Origin of the sequence: Pseudoalteromonas sp. S2893, assembly GCF_005887105.1 — a bacterium.
Classification (GTDB): domain Bacteria; phylum Pseudomonadota; class Gammaproteobacteria; order Enterobacterales; family Alteromonadaceae; genus Pseudoalteromonas; species Pseudoalteromonas atlantica.
Window position 1 is genome coordinate 1 of the sequence record NZ_PNCY01000014.1, and the last position, 17,307, is coordinate 17,307.

12 protein-coding genes are annotated in these 17,307 nt (G+C 41.1%); 5 read left to right on the top strand and 7 right to left on the bottom strand.

Annotated elements, in window-relative coordinates; genetic code table 11:
- Positions 1-189 precede the first annotated feature (189 nt).
- Both CWC04_RS08085 and msrA read right to left on the bottom strand, forming a co-directional pair.
- A complete protein-coding gene (locus tag CWC04_RS08085; RefSeq protein ID WP_502705337.1) occupies positions 190-732 on the bottom strand; it encodes a transporter substrate-binding domain-containing protein in 543 nt (180 codons plus the stop codon).
- A gap of 329 nt (positions 733-1,061) precedes the next feature.
- Positions 1,062-2,351, bottom strand: a complete 1,290-nt coding sequence (gene msrA, locus CWC04_RS08090) for a peptide-methionine (S)-S-oxide reductase MsrA (RefSeq protein WP_138685104.1) — start codon at positions 2,349-2,351, stop codon at positions 1,062-1,064.
- Positions 2,352-2,547: 196 nt separating this feature from the next.
- Between msrA and pxpB the strand changes: the two genes are divergently transcribed.
- The 4 genes from pxpB to CWC04_RS08110 all read left to right on the top strand — a co-directional run bounded on the left by pxpB (position 2,548) and on the right by CWC04_RS08110 (position 7,101).
- A complete protein-coding gene (pxpB, locus tag CWC04_RS08095) occupies positions 2,548-3,207 on the top strand; it encodes a 5-oxoprolinase subunit PxpB (RefSeq protein ID WP_138685105.1) in 660 nt (219 codons plus the stop codon).
- A gap of 1 nt (position 3,208) precedes the next feature.
- A complete protein-coding gene (locus CWC04_RS08100) occupies positions 3,209-4,141 on the top strand; it encodes a 5-oxoprolinase subunit C family protein (protein WP_138685106.1) in 933 nt (310 codons plus the stop codon).
- 463 nt (positions 4,142-4,604) lie between these two features.
- Positions 4,605-6,278, top strand: coding sequence for an asparagine synthase B (gene asnB, locus CWC04_RS08105; protein WP_024034109.1), 1,674 nt, complete (start codon positions 4,605-4,607; stop codon positions 6,276-6,278).
- Entirely contained in the window at positions 6,262-7,101 is an 840-nt protein-coding gene (locus CWC04_RS08110) for a PhzF family phenazine biosynthesis protein (protein WP_138685107.1), read from the top strand. The genes asnB and CWC04_RS08110 overlap by 17 nt, the downstream gene beginning before the upstream one ends.
- 4 nt (positions 7,102-7,105) lie before the next feature.
- Here the strand turns inward: CWC04_RS08110 and egtD are convergent, their stop codons facing one another.
- Both egtD and egtB read right to left on the bottom strand, forming a co-directional pair.
- Positions 7,106-8,080 (bottom strand): L-histidine N(alpha)-methyltransferase, encoded by a 975-nt coding sequence (gene egtD, locus CWC04_RS08115; RefSeq protein ID WP_096041797.1) that lies wholly within the window; start codon positions 8,078-8,080, stop codon positions 7,106-7,108.
- The gene (gene egtB, locus CWC04_RS08120) at positions 8,077-9,351 is read right to left on the bottom strand and encodes an ergothioneine biosynthesis protein EgtB (protein ID WP_138685108.1); all 1,275 of its coding nucleotides are present in this window, start codon (positions 9,349-9,351) and stop codon (positions 8,077-8,079) included. Before egtB ends, egtD begins: the two co-directional genes overlap by 4 nt.
- 435 nt (positions 9,352-9,786) lie before the next feature.
- On the opposite strand from egtB, the gene CWC04_RS08125 reads away from it, so the two are divergent.
- A complete protein-coding gene (locus CWC04_RS08125) occupies positions 9,787-11,367 on the top strand; it encodes a BCCT family transporter (RefSeq protein WP_138685109.1) in 1,581 nt (526 codons plus the stop codon).
- Positions 11,368-11,487: 120 nt separating this feature from the next.
- Here the strand turns inward: CWC04_RS08125 and CWC04_RS08130 are convergent, their stop codons facing one another.
- The 3 genes from CWC04_RS08130 to CWC04_RS08140 form a co-directional block, all read right to left on the bottom strand.
- Entirely contained in the window at positions 11,488-12,192 is a 705-nt protein-coding gene (locus CWC04_RS08130; protein WP_096041799.1) for a 3'-5' exonuclease, read from the bottom strand.
- 3 nt (positions 12,193-12,195) lie between these two features.
- On the bottom strand, positions 12,196-14,091 hold the full coding sequence (locus CWC04_RS08135; protein ID WP_138685110.1) for a DUF294 nucleotidyltransferase-like domain-containing protein: 1,896 nt from the start codon (positions 14,089-14,091) through the stop codon (positions 12,196-12,198).
- Positions 14,092-14,228: 137 nt separating this feature from the next.
- Positions 14,229-17,306, bottom strand: a complete 3,078-nt coding sequence (locus CWC04_RS08140; protein WP_138685111.1) for an efflux RND transporter permease subunit — start codon at positions 17,304-17,306, stop codon at positions 14,229-14,231.
- Position 17,307: the final 1 nt, after the last annotated feature.

The window sequence follows — 17,307 nt, forward strand, 5'->3', positions numbered from 1 at the left end:
TCAACCAGCAACACGCAGCAATAACTAAATTAGCTACTGTGTAGCAAACCAAATCTTATATTGTGTGTGTAAGATGTTGTCAGTGTGAAAAGCGGTTCATGTGAGGTGGTGACCTTATATGGGCCGTTTTTGTTTTATAAACACGATTACCTGCCCCACCGTTTTATACCAATTCGCTTAAATTTAGTATTATTCAACTATAAAGTTATGTTTTTGTTTAAGCTCTTCAATGGCATTTTCATTGTCTTTTAAAAATACATTAAACTTTTTAACGAGCTGTGGGTGTTTAATGCTCGATAACATAAATGCTTGGTGATCAACAGGCAACTGATGTTGAAAAAACACAGGGACGGGAGTATCAAAAAATTCTTCTATATTGTATTTAAGTACATCGTGTGAAATATATATACAATCGACTCGCTCTTTATGCAGCAAATAAATCATCTCAATAACGTTATCATTTTCGAGTACTTGCAAGCCTGGCATTGAGGTTAACTTTTCAAGCCCTTGCAATGTAAAGCCACGCACTTTTGCAAGTGATTTACAATCTTCAAGTTTAATATTGTCCTTTAAGCTCGCTATCCCTGTATGTGTAACTAATGAAGGCACAGAATAATTAATATCTTCTTGATGCTGATTTTTATAACTTACTTGCCAATTAGGGTTGTCGGGGTATTTAAAGTCAACATGGTGATGCTCTATAAATTCTTTATAAAGGCGCGGAATAGGCAAAGTGTAAAATTCAAATTTAATATTTTGTTGTTTTGCAAATAGTTCCAGTAACTCTTTACTAAAACCAAAATAATCACGCTTATTAGTGCCACTGCCATCGTAATAAGGCAGGTATTCTATATTCTCTACCCCTATTACATATTTTTCGGTTGGCTGTGCTAATACAGGGCTTATAGTTATAAGCCCTGATACAAGTGCTAACGTGTTAATCAGTTTGATAGTAAAATGCCGTTTATATCGTTTGGATTATTAATTTATATATCATAATCACAGTTAATTAAAGTTTAGATTTATTAAATATAAAAGAGCGAATTAATCGCTCTTATAAATTAGCTTTTGTCACGAGGTATAAACTCTAACACAGTAGCATTAATACAGTATCTATCTGTGCCTCTTGGCCCCTCACCTTTAAATAAATGCCCTAAATGTATACCTGTGCTTTTTGATTTAAGCTCAATTCGAGTCATCCCCCAGCTGGTATCTTTATGCTTAGTAACACTATTTTTAACCGGATGTTTAAACGACAGCCACCCCGTGCCCGAATTAAATCTATCGCGGGTATCAAATAATGGCTCACCACTTAATTTATCAACAAATACGCCATCGGGAGTGTTTTTAAATTCTTTATACTCCTTACAATAAGGTCTGTCGGTGCGCTCATTAAATGCGACTTCGTAGGCATCACTATCGCCTAGTTTAAATGCGCCAAGCGCTTTGTAAAATTCGGCGGGGCTTGCATAGCCTTGACGCGCGTACACCTCTTTTCCATTTTCTAAAAACAAAATGGTGGGGGTTGCCCAAGTTGCCGATTTTATAGTTAGGCCTTTAAGCTCATCAGCATGGCGAAATGTCAGTGGGATTGAACCTTTGTAATTGTTAGCGACTGTTTTTTTAAATTTTTCACAGTAAGGGCAGTATTCGCGCGAATCAAGTACCACAATCTGCTTGCCCGTGAGTAAAACGTTATTGTCTACATCTGCTTTTTTAGTTTTATTAAATACCACACCCGTGGCGTGATCTGGGCAATAGCCATTTGGATTCTTTTGTAAATAATTTTGATGGTACTCCTCAGCAGATACAAACCCCTCAAGCGGTTTTATTACTGTTTTAATTGCCCCATAACCGGCTTCACTTAATAACGGTTGATACTCGGCTTTAACTTGCTCTGCAAGCTGCGCTTGCTCTTTAGTGGTAGTAAGAATAATTGATCGATACTGCGTGCCAATATCATTACCTTGGCGATTCAATTGTGTAGGATCGTGGCTTTCAAAGTAATTTTGTAATAGCGCTTTAGAAGAAATGATATTGCTGTTGTACATCACTTGCACTACTTCAGCGTAGTTGTTTTCGTCAAACCGGCGAGATTGGTCGGTGATATTTTTATAGCTTGCTTTAAAGCCGTGCCCGTCTGCATAGCCTGACTCTGCATCAATAACCCCTTCTAGTGCTTCGTAGCGCTTTTCGGCTCCCCAAAAACAACCAGAACCTAACACAATGGTTTTTATATGCATTGTGGCCTCTACGTTGCTGTGCTCTATTTTTTCGGTTGATAAAGCAAAACAGCCGGCGCTAAATGTAATAGCGGCGCCTAATAAATAAACTGAGCGAGAAAATGTCATAAATACCTCTTAATACCTACGTGTTTTAATTAAGACCCAACATCCCTTGTTTTAATTTCAGTAAATAAATACGTGCTAAATTTGAATACAGTTTGAGTCTGCATATCTTTTTCGTTTATTTTTCTTATGGCTAGGTACTGAATAAATTGACAAAACTATGTTAGCTTTGCTGCACGTTGTATAAAAAGATTAAATTATGACTGCATTTTTACAGGTATTTACTTTAACAAATAACAGTTTGCTATTAGATGCCACACAGCATAAACAAAACAATGTGTTAGACACTCAAAAAAAAATTTGGGCACTCACTAAGCAGCTAAAGCAAAGTAACGAATTTATTGATTTAGTCCCAGGCATGAACTCTTTAACGCTTTATTTAAAATCGGCAAGTAATTTAGAAAAATGGCAAAACGCCTTGCCTGATTTATGGGACAAAGTACAAGCAACAACATTTAAAGGCACTCACCATAAAATATACACTACTTATGAAGGAGAAGATTTAGATTTTGTTGCCAAACAAACTAATTTAACACCCCAGCAAATTATTCAAATACATAGCCAAGCCACTTACCACGTTTTATTTTTAGGGTTTCAGCCCGGGTTTGCTTACCTACATGGTTTAGATTCACGCTTGTATATCCCACGCAGAGACACCCCGCGTACTAAAGTACCTAAAGGTGCCGTTGCTTTAGGCGCAGAGCAAACTGCCATCTACCCAGCAGAAACACCTGGCGGTTGGCATATCATCGGCCACACAAACACGCCCCTTTTTGATAGCACACACTCAGATCCTTGCTTATTTAAACCCGGCGACACGCTATCGTTCGTTTCAATAAACACAGTGCAAGGAGCATAAAGTGATAAAAGTTCTTAAACCCGGCGTACAACTTACAATTCAAGATGGCGGGCGCTGCGGTTATCGTCATTTAGGTGTAAGCCAAGCGGGTTGTTTAGACCCTTACGCACAAATCATTGCCAATAAATTAGTGGGTAACAACGATAATGAAGCTGTCCTTGAGGTTACGTTAGGCCTGTGCGAGTTACAGTTTGAAACCGATACTATTATTGCCCTACAAGGTGCTGATTTAAACGCTGCGCTTGATGAAACGCCCTTGTACCCTGGCTGGAGTTACCAAGTAAGAGCCAAACAAACTTTAAGCTTTGATACAGGCCGCGCTGGTTTGCGTGCCTATGTAGCCGTACAAGGTGGTATTGATGTTAAAGATATCATGGGCTCAAAATCCACCGATTTAAACGCGCTCTTTGGTGGTTTAGCAGGTAAAGCACTTAGCGAGGGCGACATGATTCCTATTAAAACATCGCCCGTGCCAATAACGCGCTTTATACAGCGCGGCGCTATTACTCCGCCTAAACTAAAGGTGATTAGGGTACATGCAAGCCCACATGCGCAACTATTAGGTGATACGCTACTTAAACAGTTTTTTTCAACGGCGTTTAAAGTAAGCCATAACAGCAACAGAATGGGCCTTAGGCTAACAAACGAAAGTGCCCTAACTCATAGTCACTCACTTGCCTCTCTTGGTACAGGCCCAGGCTCTATTCAATTACCGCCCAGTGGTGAGCCTATTGTATTACTTAACGACGCACAAACAACCGGTGGCTACCCATTACTTGGCACGGTAATAGAGGCTGATTTACATCAATTTGCGCAATTTAGACCCGGTGACTCAATTGAATTTAAGCAAGTAACCCATGAACAAGCTAACTTAGCAAAACAAAAGCTTAAAGGTCACTTACATCAGCTCAGCTTGGCACTTAAATACAGTTAACTTTAAGGTGAGCTATAAACCTATTACAAGGAGCTAATAAAAGTACAAGCGGCGCTCTACTTAACTTGCAATAGGTAGGCGTAGATTGGTTAATTATAAGTAAGCGAAGTTTGGTTAATTAAGCGTATAAAATTAAAACACGCTAACGCAAAAAATTATAATAAGGCAATTTAAGCTCTGCTTTAATTTTCGCACATACTTGGTGCATTTGTGCAGTGTGCTTGTTTGCAAACACTGCGCTAAATGCCCTATTAACGACACTTTAAACACCAAAGGTGTTGTAAATATAACCGCACTTGTGCGCAGCGCACTACTTTGGTGCGCGCACTTTTCAGTTGGTGCATAAATTATTCTTAATTAATTGTAAAAGCAGTGTGACTTGAGTAATTATTTCTGATAAAACAAGGTTTCGCAGCACAGCAAAGTTGCCCTGCTGCACACATAATAGGAATGAGGAGTTACTATGTGTTCAATTTTTGGTGTATTAGATATTAAATCTAACGCCACTCAGTTGCGTACCCAAGCAATTGAAATGTCAAAACTACTAAGGCACCGTGGCCCTGATTGGTCTGGTGTGTATTCATCTGAAAAAGCGATTTTAGTGCATGAACGCTTAGCCATTGTTGGTGTATCAAGCGGCGCACAACCATTATATAACCCTGAAAAAACAAATATTTTAGCGGTTAACGGCGAAATTTATAACCACAAAGAGCTTGCAGCAGAGTTAGAGGTTGATTTTGAATTTCAGACTCAATCAGACTGTGAAGTTATTTTAGCGTTATACAAACAAAAAGGGCCTGAGTTTTTAGATGACTTAAATGGTATTTTTGCATTTTGTTTATACGATGAAGAAAACGATGCGTACTTAATTGGCCGCGATCACATTGGTATTATTCCGCTTTATACTGGTCACGATGAGCATGGTAATTTTTATGTTGCCTCTGAGCTTAAAGCGCTTTCACCAATTTGTAAGCACATTGAAGAGTTTCCACCAGGGCACTACCTATACAGCAAAAATGGTGAACTAACGCCTTATTATAAGCGCGATTGGGAAACCTTTGATGCAGTTAAAGATAACAGCGCACAAGCGCAAGACGTAAAAGAAGCGCTAGAAAGCGCTGTAAAACGCCAGCTAATGTGTGATGTACCGTATGGCGTATTGCTATCGGGCGGTTTAGACTCGTCGGTTATTTCGGCTATTACGCAACGTTTTGCTGCTAAACGTATTGAAGATAACGATGAAAGCGACGCATGGTGGCCTAAGCTGCATTCTTTTTCTGTTGGGCTTGAGGGTTCACCTGATTTAGCCGCTGCGCAAAAAGTAGCGGATATGATTGGCACAGTACATCACCCTATTCACTTTACCATTCAAGAAGGTATTGATGCGCTTCGTGAGGTTATTTACCACATTGAAACGTACGATGTAACCACCATCCGTGCTTCAACGCCAATGTATTTAATGGCGCGCCAAATTAAAGCTATGGGTATTAAAATGGTATTATCGGGCGAAGGCGCTGATGAACTATTTGGTGGCTATTTATACTTCCATAAAGCACCAAACGCACAAGAGTTTCATGAAGAGCTAAACCGTAAAGTGTCAAAGCTGCATATGTTTGACTGTTTACGTGCCAATAAGTCAATGGCTGCATGGGGCGTAGAAGCACGCGTACCGTTTCTTGATAAAGAGTTTGTTGATGTGGCTATGCGTATCAACCCTGAAGCAAAAATGTGTAAAGATGGCAAAATTGAAAAGCACATTTTACGCGAAGGCTTCGATGGCTACCTGCCTGAAGAAGTACTGTGGCGTCAAAAAGAGCAATTCTCAGACGGTGTTGGCTACAGCTGGATAGACACGTTAAAAGAGTTTGTAAACGAGCAAGTAAGCGACCAAGAGCTTGCTAACGCTAAGTTTAAGTACCCTATTAACACGCCAGATTCTAAAGAAGCGTATTACTATCGCTCTATTTTTGAATCACACTTCCCAGGTGATGCATCAGCTAAATGTGTACCACATGGTAAGTCGGTTGCGTGTTCAACCCCTGAAGCACTTGCATGGGATGCATCATTTCAAAATAATGCTGATCCTTCAGGCCGTGCTGCTGGCGTTCACAACGACGCGTATGCAAGCAAAGGCTAAACGCGCCCTTTTATCGCAACGTAGGCTACAACAGCCTAGGTTGCGATATATAAAGTACCTTTATTCAGTTCCTGTATTTTCTAGTTCACAGCATAACTTAGCCGGTTCAAGTGCGTTAATTGTTATTTATACGCAAGGGTTAAGTACGCGTGTAATGCAAAAAATTGCATCAAATTCGCAGCACCCTGCTAGCGTTTTTTTAAATGAAAGTGAAATTTCTCACCGTGTATGTAACATTCGCTGGTTTAACCAAACATCAGAAATTAAGCGCTGCGGCCATGGCACCCTTGCTGCTGCAAAATGTTTATTAGCACACTTTGGTTTTTGCCCTTCACACTTTATTTCAAACGATAAAGAACGGTTTAAAATAAAGCGAGCTACAGGCCGGGTACAACTTCAGCTAGCGGCTATTAATTTAAAAAAGAGTGATGAGGTTAACAGCCTTAGTGATGTGTTTTCGCACTCTATAAAAGCAACTTACTCAACAGCTTATAAAAATGGCTATACCGTTGTACTGTTTAAAAACATGGCTGATTTAAAGCATTTACAGATTAATTTTACACATTTAGTAAATGTGCATAACAATGCGGTAATTGCACTGCAAATACATAGTGTTAATAAAAACAGCGCAAGCGCATATTTTAGGTATTTTGCGCCGCAATTTGGGGTAAATGAAGATACGGCTACAGGCTCTGCTGTGTCGGTTATTGCGCCCCTTATTTTTAGACTATATGGTTTAAATAAAGTAACCCTTTTGCAGCAGTCACCAAAGGGCGCGCTGCTAAACTATACGTTTAGCAGCAATCAGGTAGTTGTAAGTTAAGCTATTACATTGGCCTTAGTAGGCAAAGTGCAAAGTAGCTTTTCTCATCTTGCCATGTTTGTTCAAGCGATAAATTAGCCTGAGCAGCAAGATTTTTAAACGACTCAAGCGTATATTTGTGCGAGTTTTCAGTGTGAATGCTCTCTCCCGCTACAAAGTCTATTTGCTTATCGTTAATAACCACGCTTTGATTACACTTGCTCACTAAATGCATTTCAATGCGGCTGTGCACTTCGTTAAATCGCGATTCATGTTTAAAATTATCTAAAATAAACGTGCCATTTAATTCGTTATTTATACGCTGGAGCAAGTTTTTATTAAAGGCGGCGGTAATGCCGGCTTTGTCATCGTAAGCATCAAGTAACACTTGTCGCTCTTTTACTAAATCAATACCGATTAATACATAGCCATCAACACCGCATAAACGGTGGAAATTATTCATTATTTCAATGGCTTTTACTGGCGCAAAGTTACCGAGTGTAGAGCCTGGAAAATAAACTAAATTTGTTTGGCTGTCTAAGGCGGTGTCTTTTGTTAACTGCTTAACCATTTGGCTATGGGTAAAATCACCTAGCAATGGCGTAATGGCCAGCTCCGGAAATAACGGTGATAAATGCGCTAACGAGTAATTAAGCATCTCTGATGATATTTCAAAAGGAACAAAGGTTTTCACATTGCTCATATGGGCGAGTAAATACGCGACCTTTTTACCCGAGCCACAGCCTGGCTCAATAATTGATAGGTTCTCAGGCAGTCTATTAGCGATAGCTTTTGAGTAATCTTCTAATATGGCAAGTTCAGTGCGGGTAACATAGTACTCTTGCAATGAGGTTATTTGCTCGAATAAAGCCGCCCCTTTATCATCGTAAAAATACTTACACGGCAGCGACTTTTGCTGTTGAGCAAGTCCATGTAATACATCATTTAAAAAGTCTAGATCGGTTATTGATTGCTGATTAATTGCTGTTACTTGGCTCATAGTATGTCCTTTGCTAGTCTAATGCCGCTGCACATCCACGCTTGGTGCGGATAAAAAAAGTTTCGATAGGTCTGTCTTAAATGATCTTTTGGGGTAAACACACACCCACCACGCAAAACCATTTGGTTATTCATAAATTTACCATTGTATTCCCCTGCGGCTCCGCTAAAGGGTTTAAAGCCTGGGTAAGGTAAATAGGCGCTATTAGTCCACTGCCAACATGTATCGCTTAACTGCGAGATAACATCTGGGTTTTTACATACACTTGGCGTAAGCAAATCGTTGTGCTGTTGCTTAAGTGCTTGCTGCTGCGCTACATACTCCCATTCAAACTCAGTAGGTAGGCGCGCATTTACAAAATTAGCGTAAGCTGCCGCTTCAAAATAACTTACATGGCTCACTGGCGCATCTAAATTTAAAGGCTGCAGTCCGTAGAGAGTAAATTCAAACCACTGCCCGTCAATATACTGCCAGTATAAAGGGTGACTAAGTTGCTCGGTATTTATACTAGCCCAGCCATCACTTAACCAAAATGAAGGGTTTTTATACCCGCCCGCCTCTATAAATTGTAAGTACTCTCTATTAGTCACTAATCGATTAGCAAAACTAAACGCATGGATAAGGGCTTGATGTTTAGGTTGTTCGTTATCGTACGAAAAGCCGTTTTTAGCATCAGCCCCTATATTGGTTATGCTTTGGCTAAATTCGGTATATTTTAAAGTGCCTAACGAATCGCTCACCTTTATTAAGTTATTTGGGGTTTGGCTGTAGGCAGGAAAGCTTGGATTAACCGAAAAATTATATTTAATATCCATTAGCATGAGCTCTTGATGTTGCTGCTCATGATTCAGCCCAAGTTCTATAATATTGCACAGTGTTTGGTTAGTGCCTAATTGAAGCAGCTCGTTTAGCGCATTATCAACATAAGCTCTGTAGCGCAACACCACCTCTAAACTGGGGCGAGATAAACATCCTCTATTAGCACGCTTAAATTGCTCACCTATGCCGTTATAGTAGGAGTTAAAAAGCATCTTAAATTGTTCATCAAAGAGAGTGTAGTTAGGCAGATACTTAGCAAGTAAAAATGTTTCAAAAAACCACGTGGTGTGAGCTAAGTGCCATTTCATTGGGCTTGCATCTTCCATTGCTTGTAGTTGGCAATCTTCTGCGCTGAGGTTTTTTATAAGTGTAAGACTATGTTGGCGAATTGACTGAAATTGAGCGTGTATTTTTTCAGTGCTGGGCGCTTCATTCGTTTTCGTGTTTAGCATATTAAAGTTAGTCCTTTTCACTCTTTGCGATTAAATAAAGCCTACTCCAGATTTTACCTTTATGCATGTTACATAATGATTAAATCAAACCCTCTACCCATTTAAAACGTAGACTAATGTATTAACGACTAAACGAGTTTGGTGGCGCTGCTTTAATTTTAGTTTAATAACAAACTAATTTTTAACACTCACTGAATTAACAATAGCTTATCTTTTTAGTGATAAATAGCTTTTAGCGCTAAGTAATCAGGCATACATAACCAAATAGTTTTACATTTACGATTTAACTCATACACTATTAAGGGTATGATCAGCGATTAATTTAGTTAGTCCTCAAATAAGTTTTATTGTAAATAATGCAACTTACTTTGTGGCTAATTAACTTAGTGTTATGCCGGAACTCTCTGGCTTGTTAGGACAACATAAGAGGTATTCATGAGCGAAAATCATGACAAGTATAGTATTGATAATACGGACTACACCGTAGGTCAGGATAACGTGCAAAAATGGGGATTTGATATACATAATCCTGTTTTTGGTATTAGTGCCGGTTTGATTGTCATCTTTTTAGTCGCCATTCTCGTTTCAGATGCGCAAACAGCCAAAGCAACGCTTGATGGTATTAAGCTCGATATAATAAATAACTTTGATGCGTTTTTTATGTGGGCAGCAAACTTCTTTGTTATATTTTGTTTGGCATTAATTGTATCGCCATATGGTAATATTCGTTTAGGCGGAGAAGGTGCTAAACCAACGCACTCGCGTATGTCATGGCTTGCCATGTTATTTGCCGCTGGTATGGGGATTGGGTTAATGTTTTGGGGTGTTGCAGAGCCTGTAGCTTACTTTACCGGCTGGTACGAAACCCCACTTAATGTAACCGCAAATACGCCAGAGGCTGCAAAAGTGGCAATGGGTGCAACCATGTTTCACTGGGGTCTTCACCCGTGGGCTATTTATGCCGTTGTAGCGCTCTCACTTGCGTTTTTTACTTATAATAAAGGTCTTCCTTTATCAATCCGTTCAATTTTTTATCCACTATTAGGCGACAGAGCTTGGGGCTGGCCTGGTCATATTATTGATATTCTTGCCGTGCTTGCCACTTTGTTTGGCCTTGCAACCTCGTTAGGTTTAGGCGCGCAGCAGGCTTCTGCAGGTATTAATCATGTATTTGGAACTGATGGCGGTGTAGGCGCACAATTATTGGTTATTATAGGCGTTACCTTACTGGCTATTATCTCAGTAGTACGCGGCATTGATGGCGGCGTAAAGGTCCTTAGTAATATAAACATGCTCATTGCATTTGCCTTACTCCTGTTTGTTGGTTTAGTTGGCTTTGCTGTGGCAATCGGTAACGTACCAAATACGGTTATGGGTTATGTTGAAAATATTATTCCACTGAGCAACCCACATGGCCGTGAAGACGAAACATGGATGCACGGTTGGACTGTATTTTACTGGGCATGGTGGATTTCGTGGTCACCGTTTGTAGGTATGTTTATTGCGCGTGTTTCTCGTGGTCGTACAATTAGAGAGTTTTTAATCGCTGTATTATTAATTCCTACTGCGGTTACTATTTTATGGATGTCTATTTACGGCGGCATTGCAATACACCAAGTTGTACAAGGTGTAGGTAGCTTAGGCGTAAACGGTTTAACCGATGTACCTATGGCGATGTTCCAAATGCTAGACGAACTACCTATGTCGAGCGTGCTTTCGTTCCTTGCTGTTGTTTTAGTATTAGTATTTTTCATTACCTCTTCTGACTCGGGTTCGTTAGTTATCGACTCAATTACAGCAGGCGGTAAAGTGGATGCGCCAGTACCACAACGCATCTTTTGGGCTACGGTTGAGGGCTCTATTGCTGCTGCTCTATTATGGATTGGCGGTACAGAGGCGATTCAAGCATTACAAGCGGGTGCTGTTTCAACAGGTCTTCCGTTTACTTTAGTGTTACTACTAATGTGTGTAAGCCTATTATTAGGATTACGTACTGAGCCTCGCGCTGTTAAATAATTAGTCGCTTGCCAGTAAACTAAAAAAATGCCGCATAATATGCGGCGTTTTTATTAGCTAAGCTAAACGCTGGTTAATAAGTTTAAACCTGTATTACACTCGCTAGAATTTAAAATAGATTTAACTTAGTAATTCAGCCAATGGCGTATCATCGCGGTAATGGTATTGCAGCTGTGCAATCAACAGCTCTGCTGTGGCTAATGCATCAGTTAGCGCATTGTGATTATGATAAGCAGGCAAAGAGTATCGACTGCGGCAATCTGTGAGCCTAAGTGAGCCTACCTTTTGATTAAACAAACGCCCTATTAAGCCTTGGCGGGCGCGCAACGCTCGTTGCTCAATTTCCATGGTATCGACTAATGCAAACTGGATCCCTTCGTTAATTCTCGTAAGTAATGCATTGTTTAAAAAGTGCCGCTCTATCGCTGCATAATGCACCACCACCACTTTACCACTAAGTGCATTAAGTAGCGGCCCTAGTCGAGAGGTTAAATCGGGAGCATCATCCACTTCTGAATGCGTAATACCATGAATAACAATCGACTCCTCGCTTAAGCTTTTACGAGGCTGTACTACCCAATGCTTAGCATGTGTGCAATATACTCTTTGCATTGTAAAGGGGACTAAGCCAATACTGACTATATCGTCCACCTCACTATTTAGACCGGTTGTCTCAAAATCAAGAGCCACAAACGAAATGTCTTTTATGGGCGTGTGCGTATCACCATAAGCGTGCTGATAAAACGCTTTTAAATGCTCATTTTTAGCGTTGTTAGCCAGTGTTTTATAATGAGCCTGCCAGTCAAAATACGATTGCTTAGCCATTCGTTACTTAACACCCGCATTGGCTGAGTAACTAAACTTTAAGTAGCTTTGTGCTTTTTCGAGTATGGCAAACGCTTCTTTTAAATTGCGTTGCTCAAACGGCGAAAGTAAATGCGGGTCTATGTCGTTATCGGGCTCTTCTTCTTGCTCTATTTGCCATGCTTGATGGCGAATTCGCATCATGGCAATGTATTCTAACGCGTCACGTAAATCTTGTGCTTTACCCTCAGGTAACAGGCGCGATTCAATAATATCTTCAAGGCGTTCAAACGAATTTTGCTTACGAGAGCCTATCGCCAGTGCATGCACTCTTATCACATCAGAAAGCGGCGCGGTGCCTCTGCGTTTTAAGTTCATTGAGCGCTTGTGCTGGCCGTTATGCTCAAGCACAAAGCCTTTAAAAAACCCAAGTGGCGGTGTGCGGTTTCGGGCATTGGCAGCCATATTTGCTAAAAACACACGGTTTTGTTTACTTTGCTTAGCAATAAAAATTTTAAGCTCGTCGGCCCATTTTGTTTTACCCCACACCCCATCTAAATCAAAGAATATTGAGCTGTTAAGCAGTGCTTGTGGTTTAGGTAAGGCTATCCACTGTGAGAATTGATCAAACCATTGCGAGCGTGTTTTACGCCATTTTTTAAATGAGGCCATAATCTCGCCGCTGCAATAGGTATAACCACATTGCGCTAAGCCATCACAGACAAAATCAGAAATATTTTGAAAGTACTCGTTGTGTTTTTCATCATCGTAATTGTCATCCAAAATAAGCGCGTTATCTTGATCTGTTACAATAAGTTGTTCGTCTCGCGCCATAGAGCCTAACGCTATAAAACAGTAATGTACTGGCGGCGGTCCATATTTTTCTTCAGCCAGTACTAATAAGCGCTGTTTAAAAGTACGCCCTATTACCGCCATTGCCGTACCAATCATATGTGAATTAGCATCTTCGTTTACCATACGTACAAATACATTGGGCAGCTGGCGCGCATAATGTGCTAAATCTTCAATGGTTTGCTGCGCTAAAATACCGCGCACCAAGAGTAAACTACTTTGCGACTCGTACCTTAAAATATCGGATAGTGAAATAACCCCAATAGGTCGGCGCTTTTGTACCACAGGTAAGTGGTGCAAGTTGTCGCGCAGCATGGCAAGAACGGCTTCAAATACATAAGCATTAGAATCAAGCAGTACAAGATTAGTCGACATAATTTTATCTGCGGTAACATCAAGCCCTAGGCCTTCGGCTACCACTTTTGTGCGTATATCGCGGTCGGTAATAATGCCTACAATTTGCCCATCGTCTTCTTCTGGGTCGTCGCTTATTGGTTTGTCTAAATCGGTAACTAACACAGAAGATACCGCTTCTTCTGTCATTACTTTAGCCACATCCTGTATGGTGGTTTGCGTACTTAGCGTTACCACATCGCGATGAATGAGCGATTTAACTTTGGCGGTTGTTAAATCGTTGCTGTCGGCTTGCTCAACTAATGCTTGGCGAAGGCGTACATTGCCATCGGCTTCAAAGTAATCAGCAAAGCCGTCAAACTCGTCACAAAAACGGTTAAACAGCGTAAAGTTAATACAATACACTAGGGTGTCTTCGAGCGCCTTTGCAGGAAAGCGCACTTTACGATTCATCAACAAGCCCATTTGGCCAAAAATACCGCCCACATCTAAGCGGTTATAAAGCTCGTTATTACGACGATAAATTTCCACAGAGCCACTGCGAATTATAAATAAATCAGCGATGTCTTGGCCTAACGTTAAAATATCAGTTTGCGAGCGGTAGTAAGCTACCTCAACTTGTTGCGCAAGCTCGTTTAAAGCGTTTGTCGGTAAGTCATCAAATGGCGGGTGCTGCGCTAAAAACTGCGCAATTTCAACTTGTTCGGCTTGCATTGGGGATTCCTTGTGGCCACACAAAAAGGCATGTATATGCTTAAGTGGCTATCTTAACAAACAAGTAGTGCCAATCAAGCCATAACCATGCCTAGTACACTTTTAATTTAAAAACGTTGCTGGGCATGGCTTTAAGGTTAGATTTTTTCAAGCTCTTGTGCGAGCTGCTTAGATTCATCCCCCCTTGGCGTGGTAAAGCGTGCTAAGCCTAAGTAAATTACCGGAGTAAGGTAAAGCGTAAACAACACCGCAAGTGCTAAGCCGCCAAACACCACCCAGCCAATTGCATTTCGGGCCTCAGCCCCTGCGCCTGTAGAGAGAATTAACGGCAAAGCACCAAGTAGAGTCGATATAAGGGTCATCGTAATTGGGCGTAAACGTACCAACGCAGCTTGCTCGACTGCTTTTCTGACCGTCAAGCCTTGATCGCGTAATTGGTCTGCAAATTCAACAAGCAAAATTGCATTTTTAGCGATTAAGCCTATCAGCATCACTAAACCAATTTGAGAGTAAATATTTAACGACGTGCCGGTTAAATAAAGCGCTAATATGGCCGAGGTAATACCAAAGGGAACGGTTATCATAACCACAATGGCACTATTTACATTTTCAAATTGAGCAGCCAATACTAAAAATACAATTAAAAAAGCAAGTACATAAGTTACAAGTACTTCGCTGGATGTTTCTTCATACGTTAGCGCTTCGCCTTTAAACGCAAGTGCAATACCTGGCTCTAACGATTGCTCAGACACCGTTTTTATTTGCTCTACTAAAGCGGCAATGGTTAACGATTCTGGCAACTCCATGCTGAGCTCTATAGAGCGGCGCTGGGCATGACGTTCAAGCTCTGCAGCCACGCCTTCTTCAGAAATATAGGCCACACTACTTAATGGTACTAAACTGCTATTACCCGCTCTGATGTATAAATTAGCCAAATCACTTGGACTGTTTATGGTTTGGTTTTGCGCTTGTAGCATAATTGGCACAGACTGATCGCCAATGTTTAAATCTTCTACGTCGTCGCCATTTATTGCTGCGCGCAAGGTAATGGCAATGTCGTCTAGCGATACACCGAGCTCTTGTGCACGGCGTCTGTCTATATTTACTCTAAGTTGTGGTTGCGATGGCTGATACGAAATACGCACAGGTGCCACCTCAGGAACGGCTTTTTCTAATGCCGCAGAAAACTGCTGAGCCGCTTTAAATATTTGCAAATAATCTTGCCCAAGCAACGCTATTTCAACGCCTCCCCCTTGACCTCGTAAATTTAAACTATTAGCCCCACCTGGGTAAGCCGGTGCTCCTGGAATATCGCCAAGTGGCTGGCGTATCTTATTAATAATTTCTTGTTGGCTAAAATGGCGCTCATCCCAATGCTTTAATGGCACAGTAATAAACACAATATTTGGGTCCCATTGACCTACCACAGTATAAATAGACTCAATTTCTCCGCTATCAACAAACGGAAGTAAAATATCTTCCATTTTTATCGCCTGCCTATCCATAAAGTTAAGCCCTACACCATCTGGGCCACGTGCAAATATACGAATTTTACCTCGGTCTTCTGTGGGTAAAAGCTCGCTGTCTAAACTGGCGTACAACGCTCCTGAGCCTGCTGCAACCAATAAACAGAGCGCAAACGTAAGCCATGCATGGTTAAGCACTTTATGAATTGTTTTTGTATAAATACCACCCAACCAATGGCCTAGTTTAGCAAATGGGTGAAAACCACCCTGCTTTAACTTTAATTTAGAGGTAAGAGCAGGCACTAATGAAAGTGCCACAAAGCTTGATATAATTACCGCACCGGCAAGTACTCCACCAAACTCTCTAAATAAGCGACCGGCAGTAGAGGGTAAAAACGCAATAGGTATAAATACAGCGGCAAGTACAGCAGTAGTTGCTACAACAGCAAAAAACACCTCGCGCGTGCCTATTACAGCAGCTGCCCGACGCCCTAAACCTAGTCCCCGCTGGCGCTGAATATTTTCACTTACTACTATGGCATCATCAACAATTAAGCCTGTAGCTAATACAAGTGCCAACAAGGTTAAAATATTTATTGAAAAACCCAGTGCCCATATAAGTGCTAAAGACCCTATTAAGGCAACAGGAATAGCAAAAGCAGGCACTAAAGTGGCGCGCCAAGAACCAATAAATACCCACAAAGTCACAACCACTAACAATACTGTAAGTAATAAAGAGTAAATTACTTCATCTACTGAGCTTCTTATAAATTGTGCGTCATCGGAGGTAAGTGTAAATTCCATTTCTGGAAAGCGCGTTTGCATGCTTGTAATGAGCTTGAGCACTTCATCTGATATTTCAATTGTATTTGATTGTGCTTGTCGAATAATTTCCATACCAATAACGGGCTTACCATTTAGCCTTACCATAGAGCGCGGATCGGCAGGGCCAAAATACACAGCCGCAATATCACTAATTCGGGTATCGCCTTGTATTATAATATCGCCAACTTGTTCTGGAGTAATAGAGGTTGCATCGGCACGTACAATAATTTGCTGATCGTTTGACTTTAAACTCCCTGCTGGCACATCAAACGGTGCTTGGCTAAGCACTTGTGCTACATCGGGCACTGTTAAATTAAAGCTACTTAGTTTTAGCGGGTCTATTCGTACTCTTAATACTCGTTCTCTATCTCCGTTTAAGCGAACATCTGCGACACCCGGAATAGTTAAAAATTGCGGCGCTAAGTCAACATTTACGCGCTCGGTAAGTGCTTCAAGCGATAAACTTTCACTTGAAACAGTCAGAGATACAACTGCTTCGGCGTCGTTGTCGGCTTTAATAATAGAAACACGCTCGACTTCCTCTGGAAGGTCTCGTTCTACACGTGCAACAGACTCACGCGTTTCATTCGCGGCGTCATCTAAATTCATGCCTGGTCTAAATTCGACCACAATACGTGCATTTCCCTCTTCACTTTGTGCGCGTATCGATTTAACGCCACTTACACGCGCTACTGCGCCTTCTAACTTGCTTGTTACTTCGGTATCAACAGTCTCAGGCGAGCCACCAGGAAATGGCGCCGAAACCGTAATACGTGGTCTATCTACATCAGGAAGCTCTCTTACTTCAACACCCGCAATAGCGGCAATACCTGCAATAATAATTAATAAGTTAAGCACCACAATAAGCACTGGGCGGCGAATCGCCATTGAGGGTAAATCTTGCATCATAGGTTGCTGTTTCATA

Coding starts and splice junctions, on each gene's coding strand:
- msrA (WP_138685104.1), bottom strand. CDS start 2,351: ATGACATTTTCTCGCTCAGTTTATTTATTAGGCGCCGCTATTACATTT.
- pxpB (WP_138685105.1), top strand. CDS start 2,548: ATGACTGCATTTTTACAGGTATTTACTTTAACAAATAACAGTTTGCTA.
- asnB (WP_024034109.1), top strand. CDS start 4,605: ATGTGTTCAATTTTTGGTGTATTAGATATTAAATCTAACGCCACTCAG.
- CWC04_RS08110 (WP_138685107.1), top strand. CDS start 6,262: ATGCAAGCAAAGGCTAAACGCGCCCTTTTATCGCAACGTAGGCTACAA.
- egtD (WP_096041797.1), bottom strand. CDS start 8,080: ATGAGCCAAGTAACAGCAATTAATCAGCAATCAATAACCGATCTAGAC.
- egtB (WP_138685108.1), bottom strand. CDS start 9,351: ATGCTAAACACGAAAACGAATGAAGCGCCCAGCACTGAAAAAATACAC.
- CWC04_RS08125 (WP_138685109.1), top strand. CDS start 9,787: ATGAGCGAAAATCATGACAAGTATAGTATTGATAATACGGACTACACC.
- CWC04_RS08130 (WP_096041799.1), bottom strand. CDS start 12,192: ATGGCTAAGCAATCGTATTTTGACTGGCAGGCTCATTATAAAACACTG.
- CWC04_RS08135 (WP_138685110.1), bottom strand. CDS start 14,091: ATGCAAGCCGAACAAGTTGAAATTGCGCAGTTTTTAGCGCAGCACCCG.
- CWC04_RS08140 (WP_138685111.1), bottom strand. CDS start 17,306: ATGAAACAGCAACCTATGATGCAAGATTTACCCTCAATGGCGATTCGC.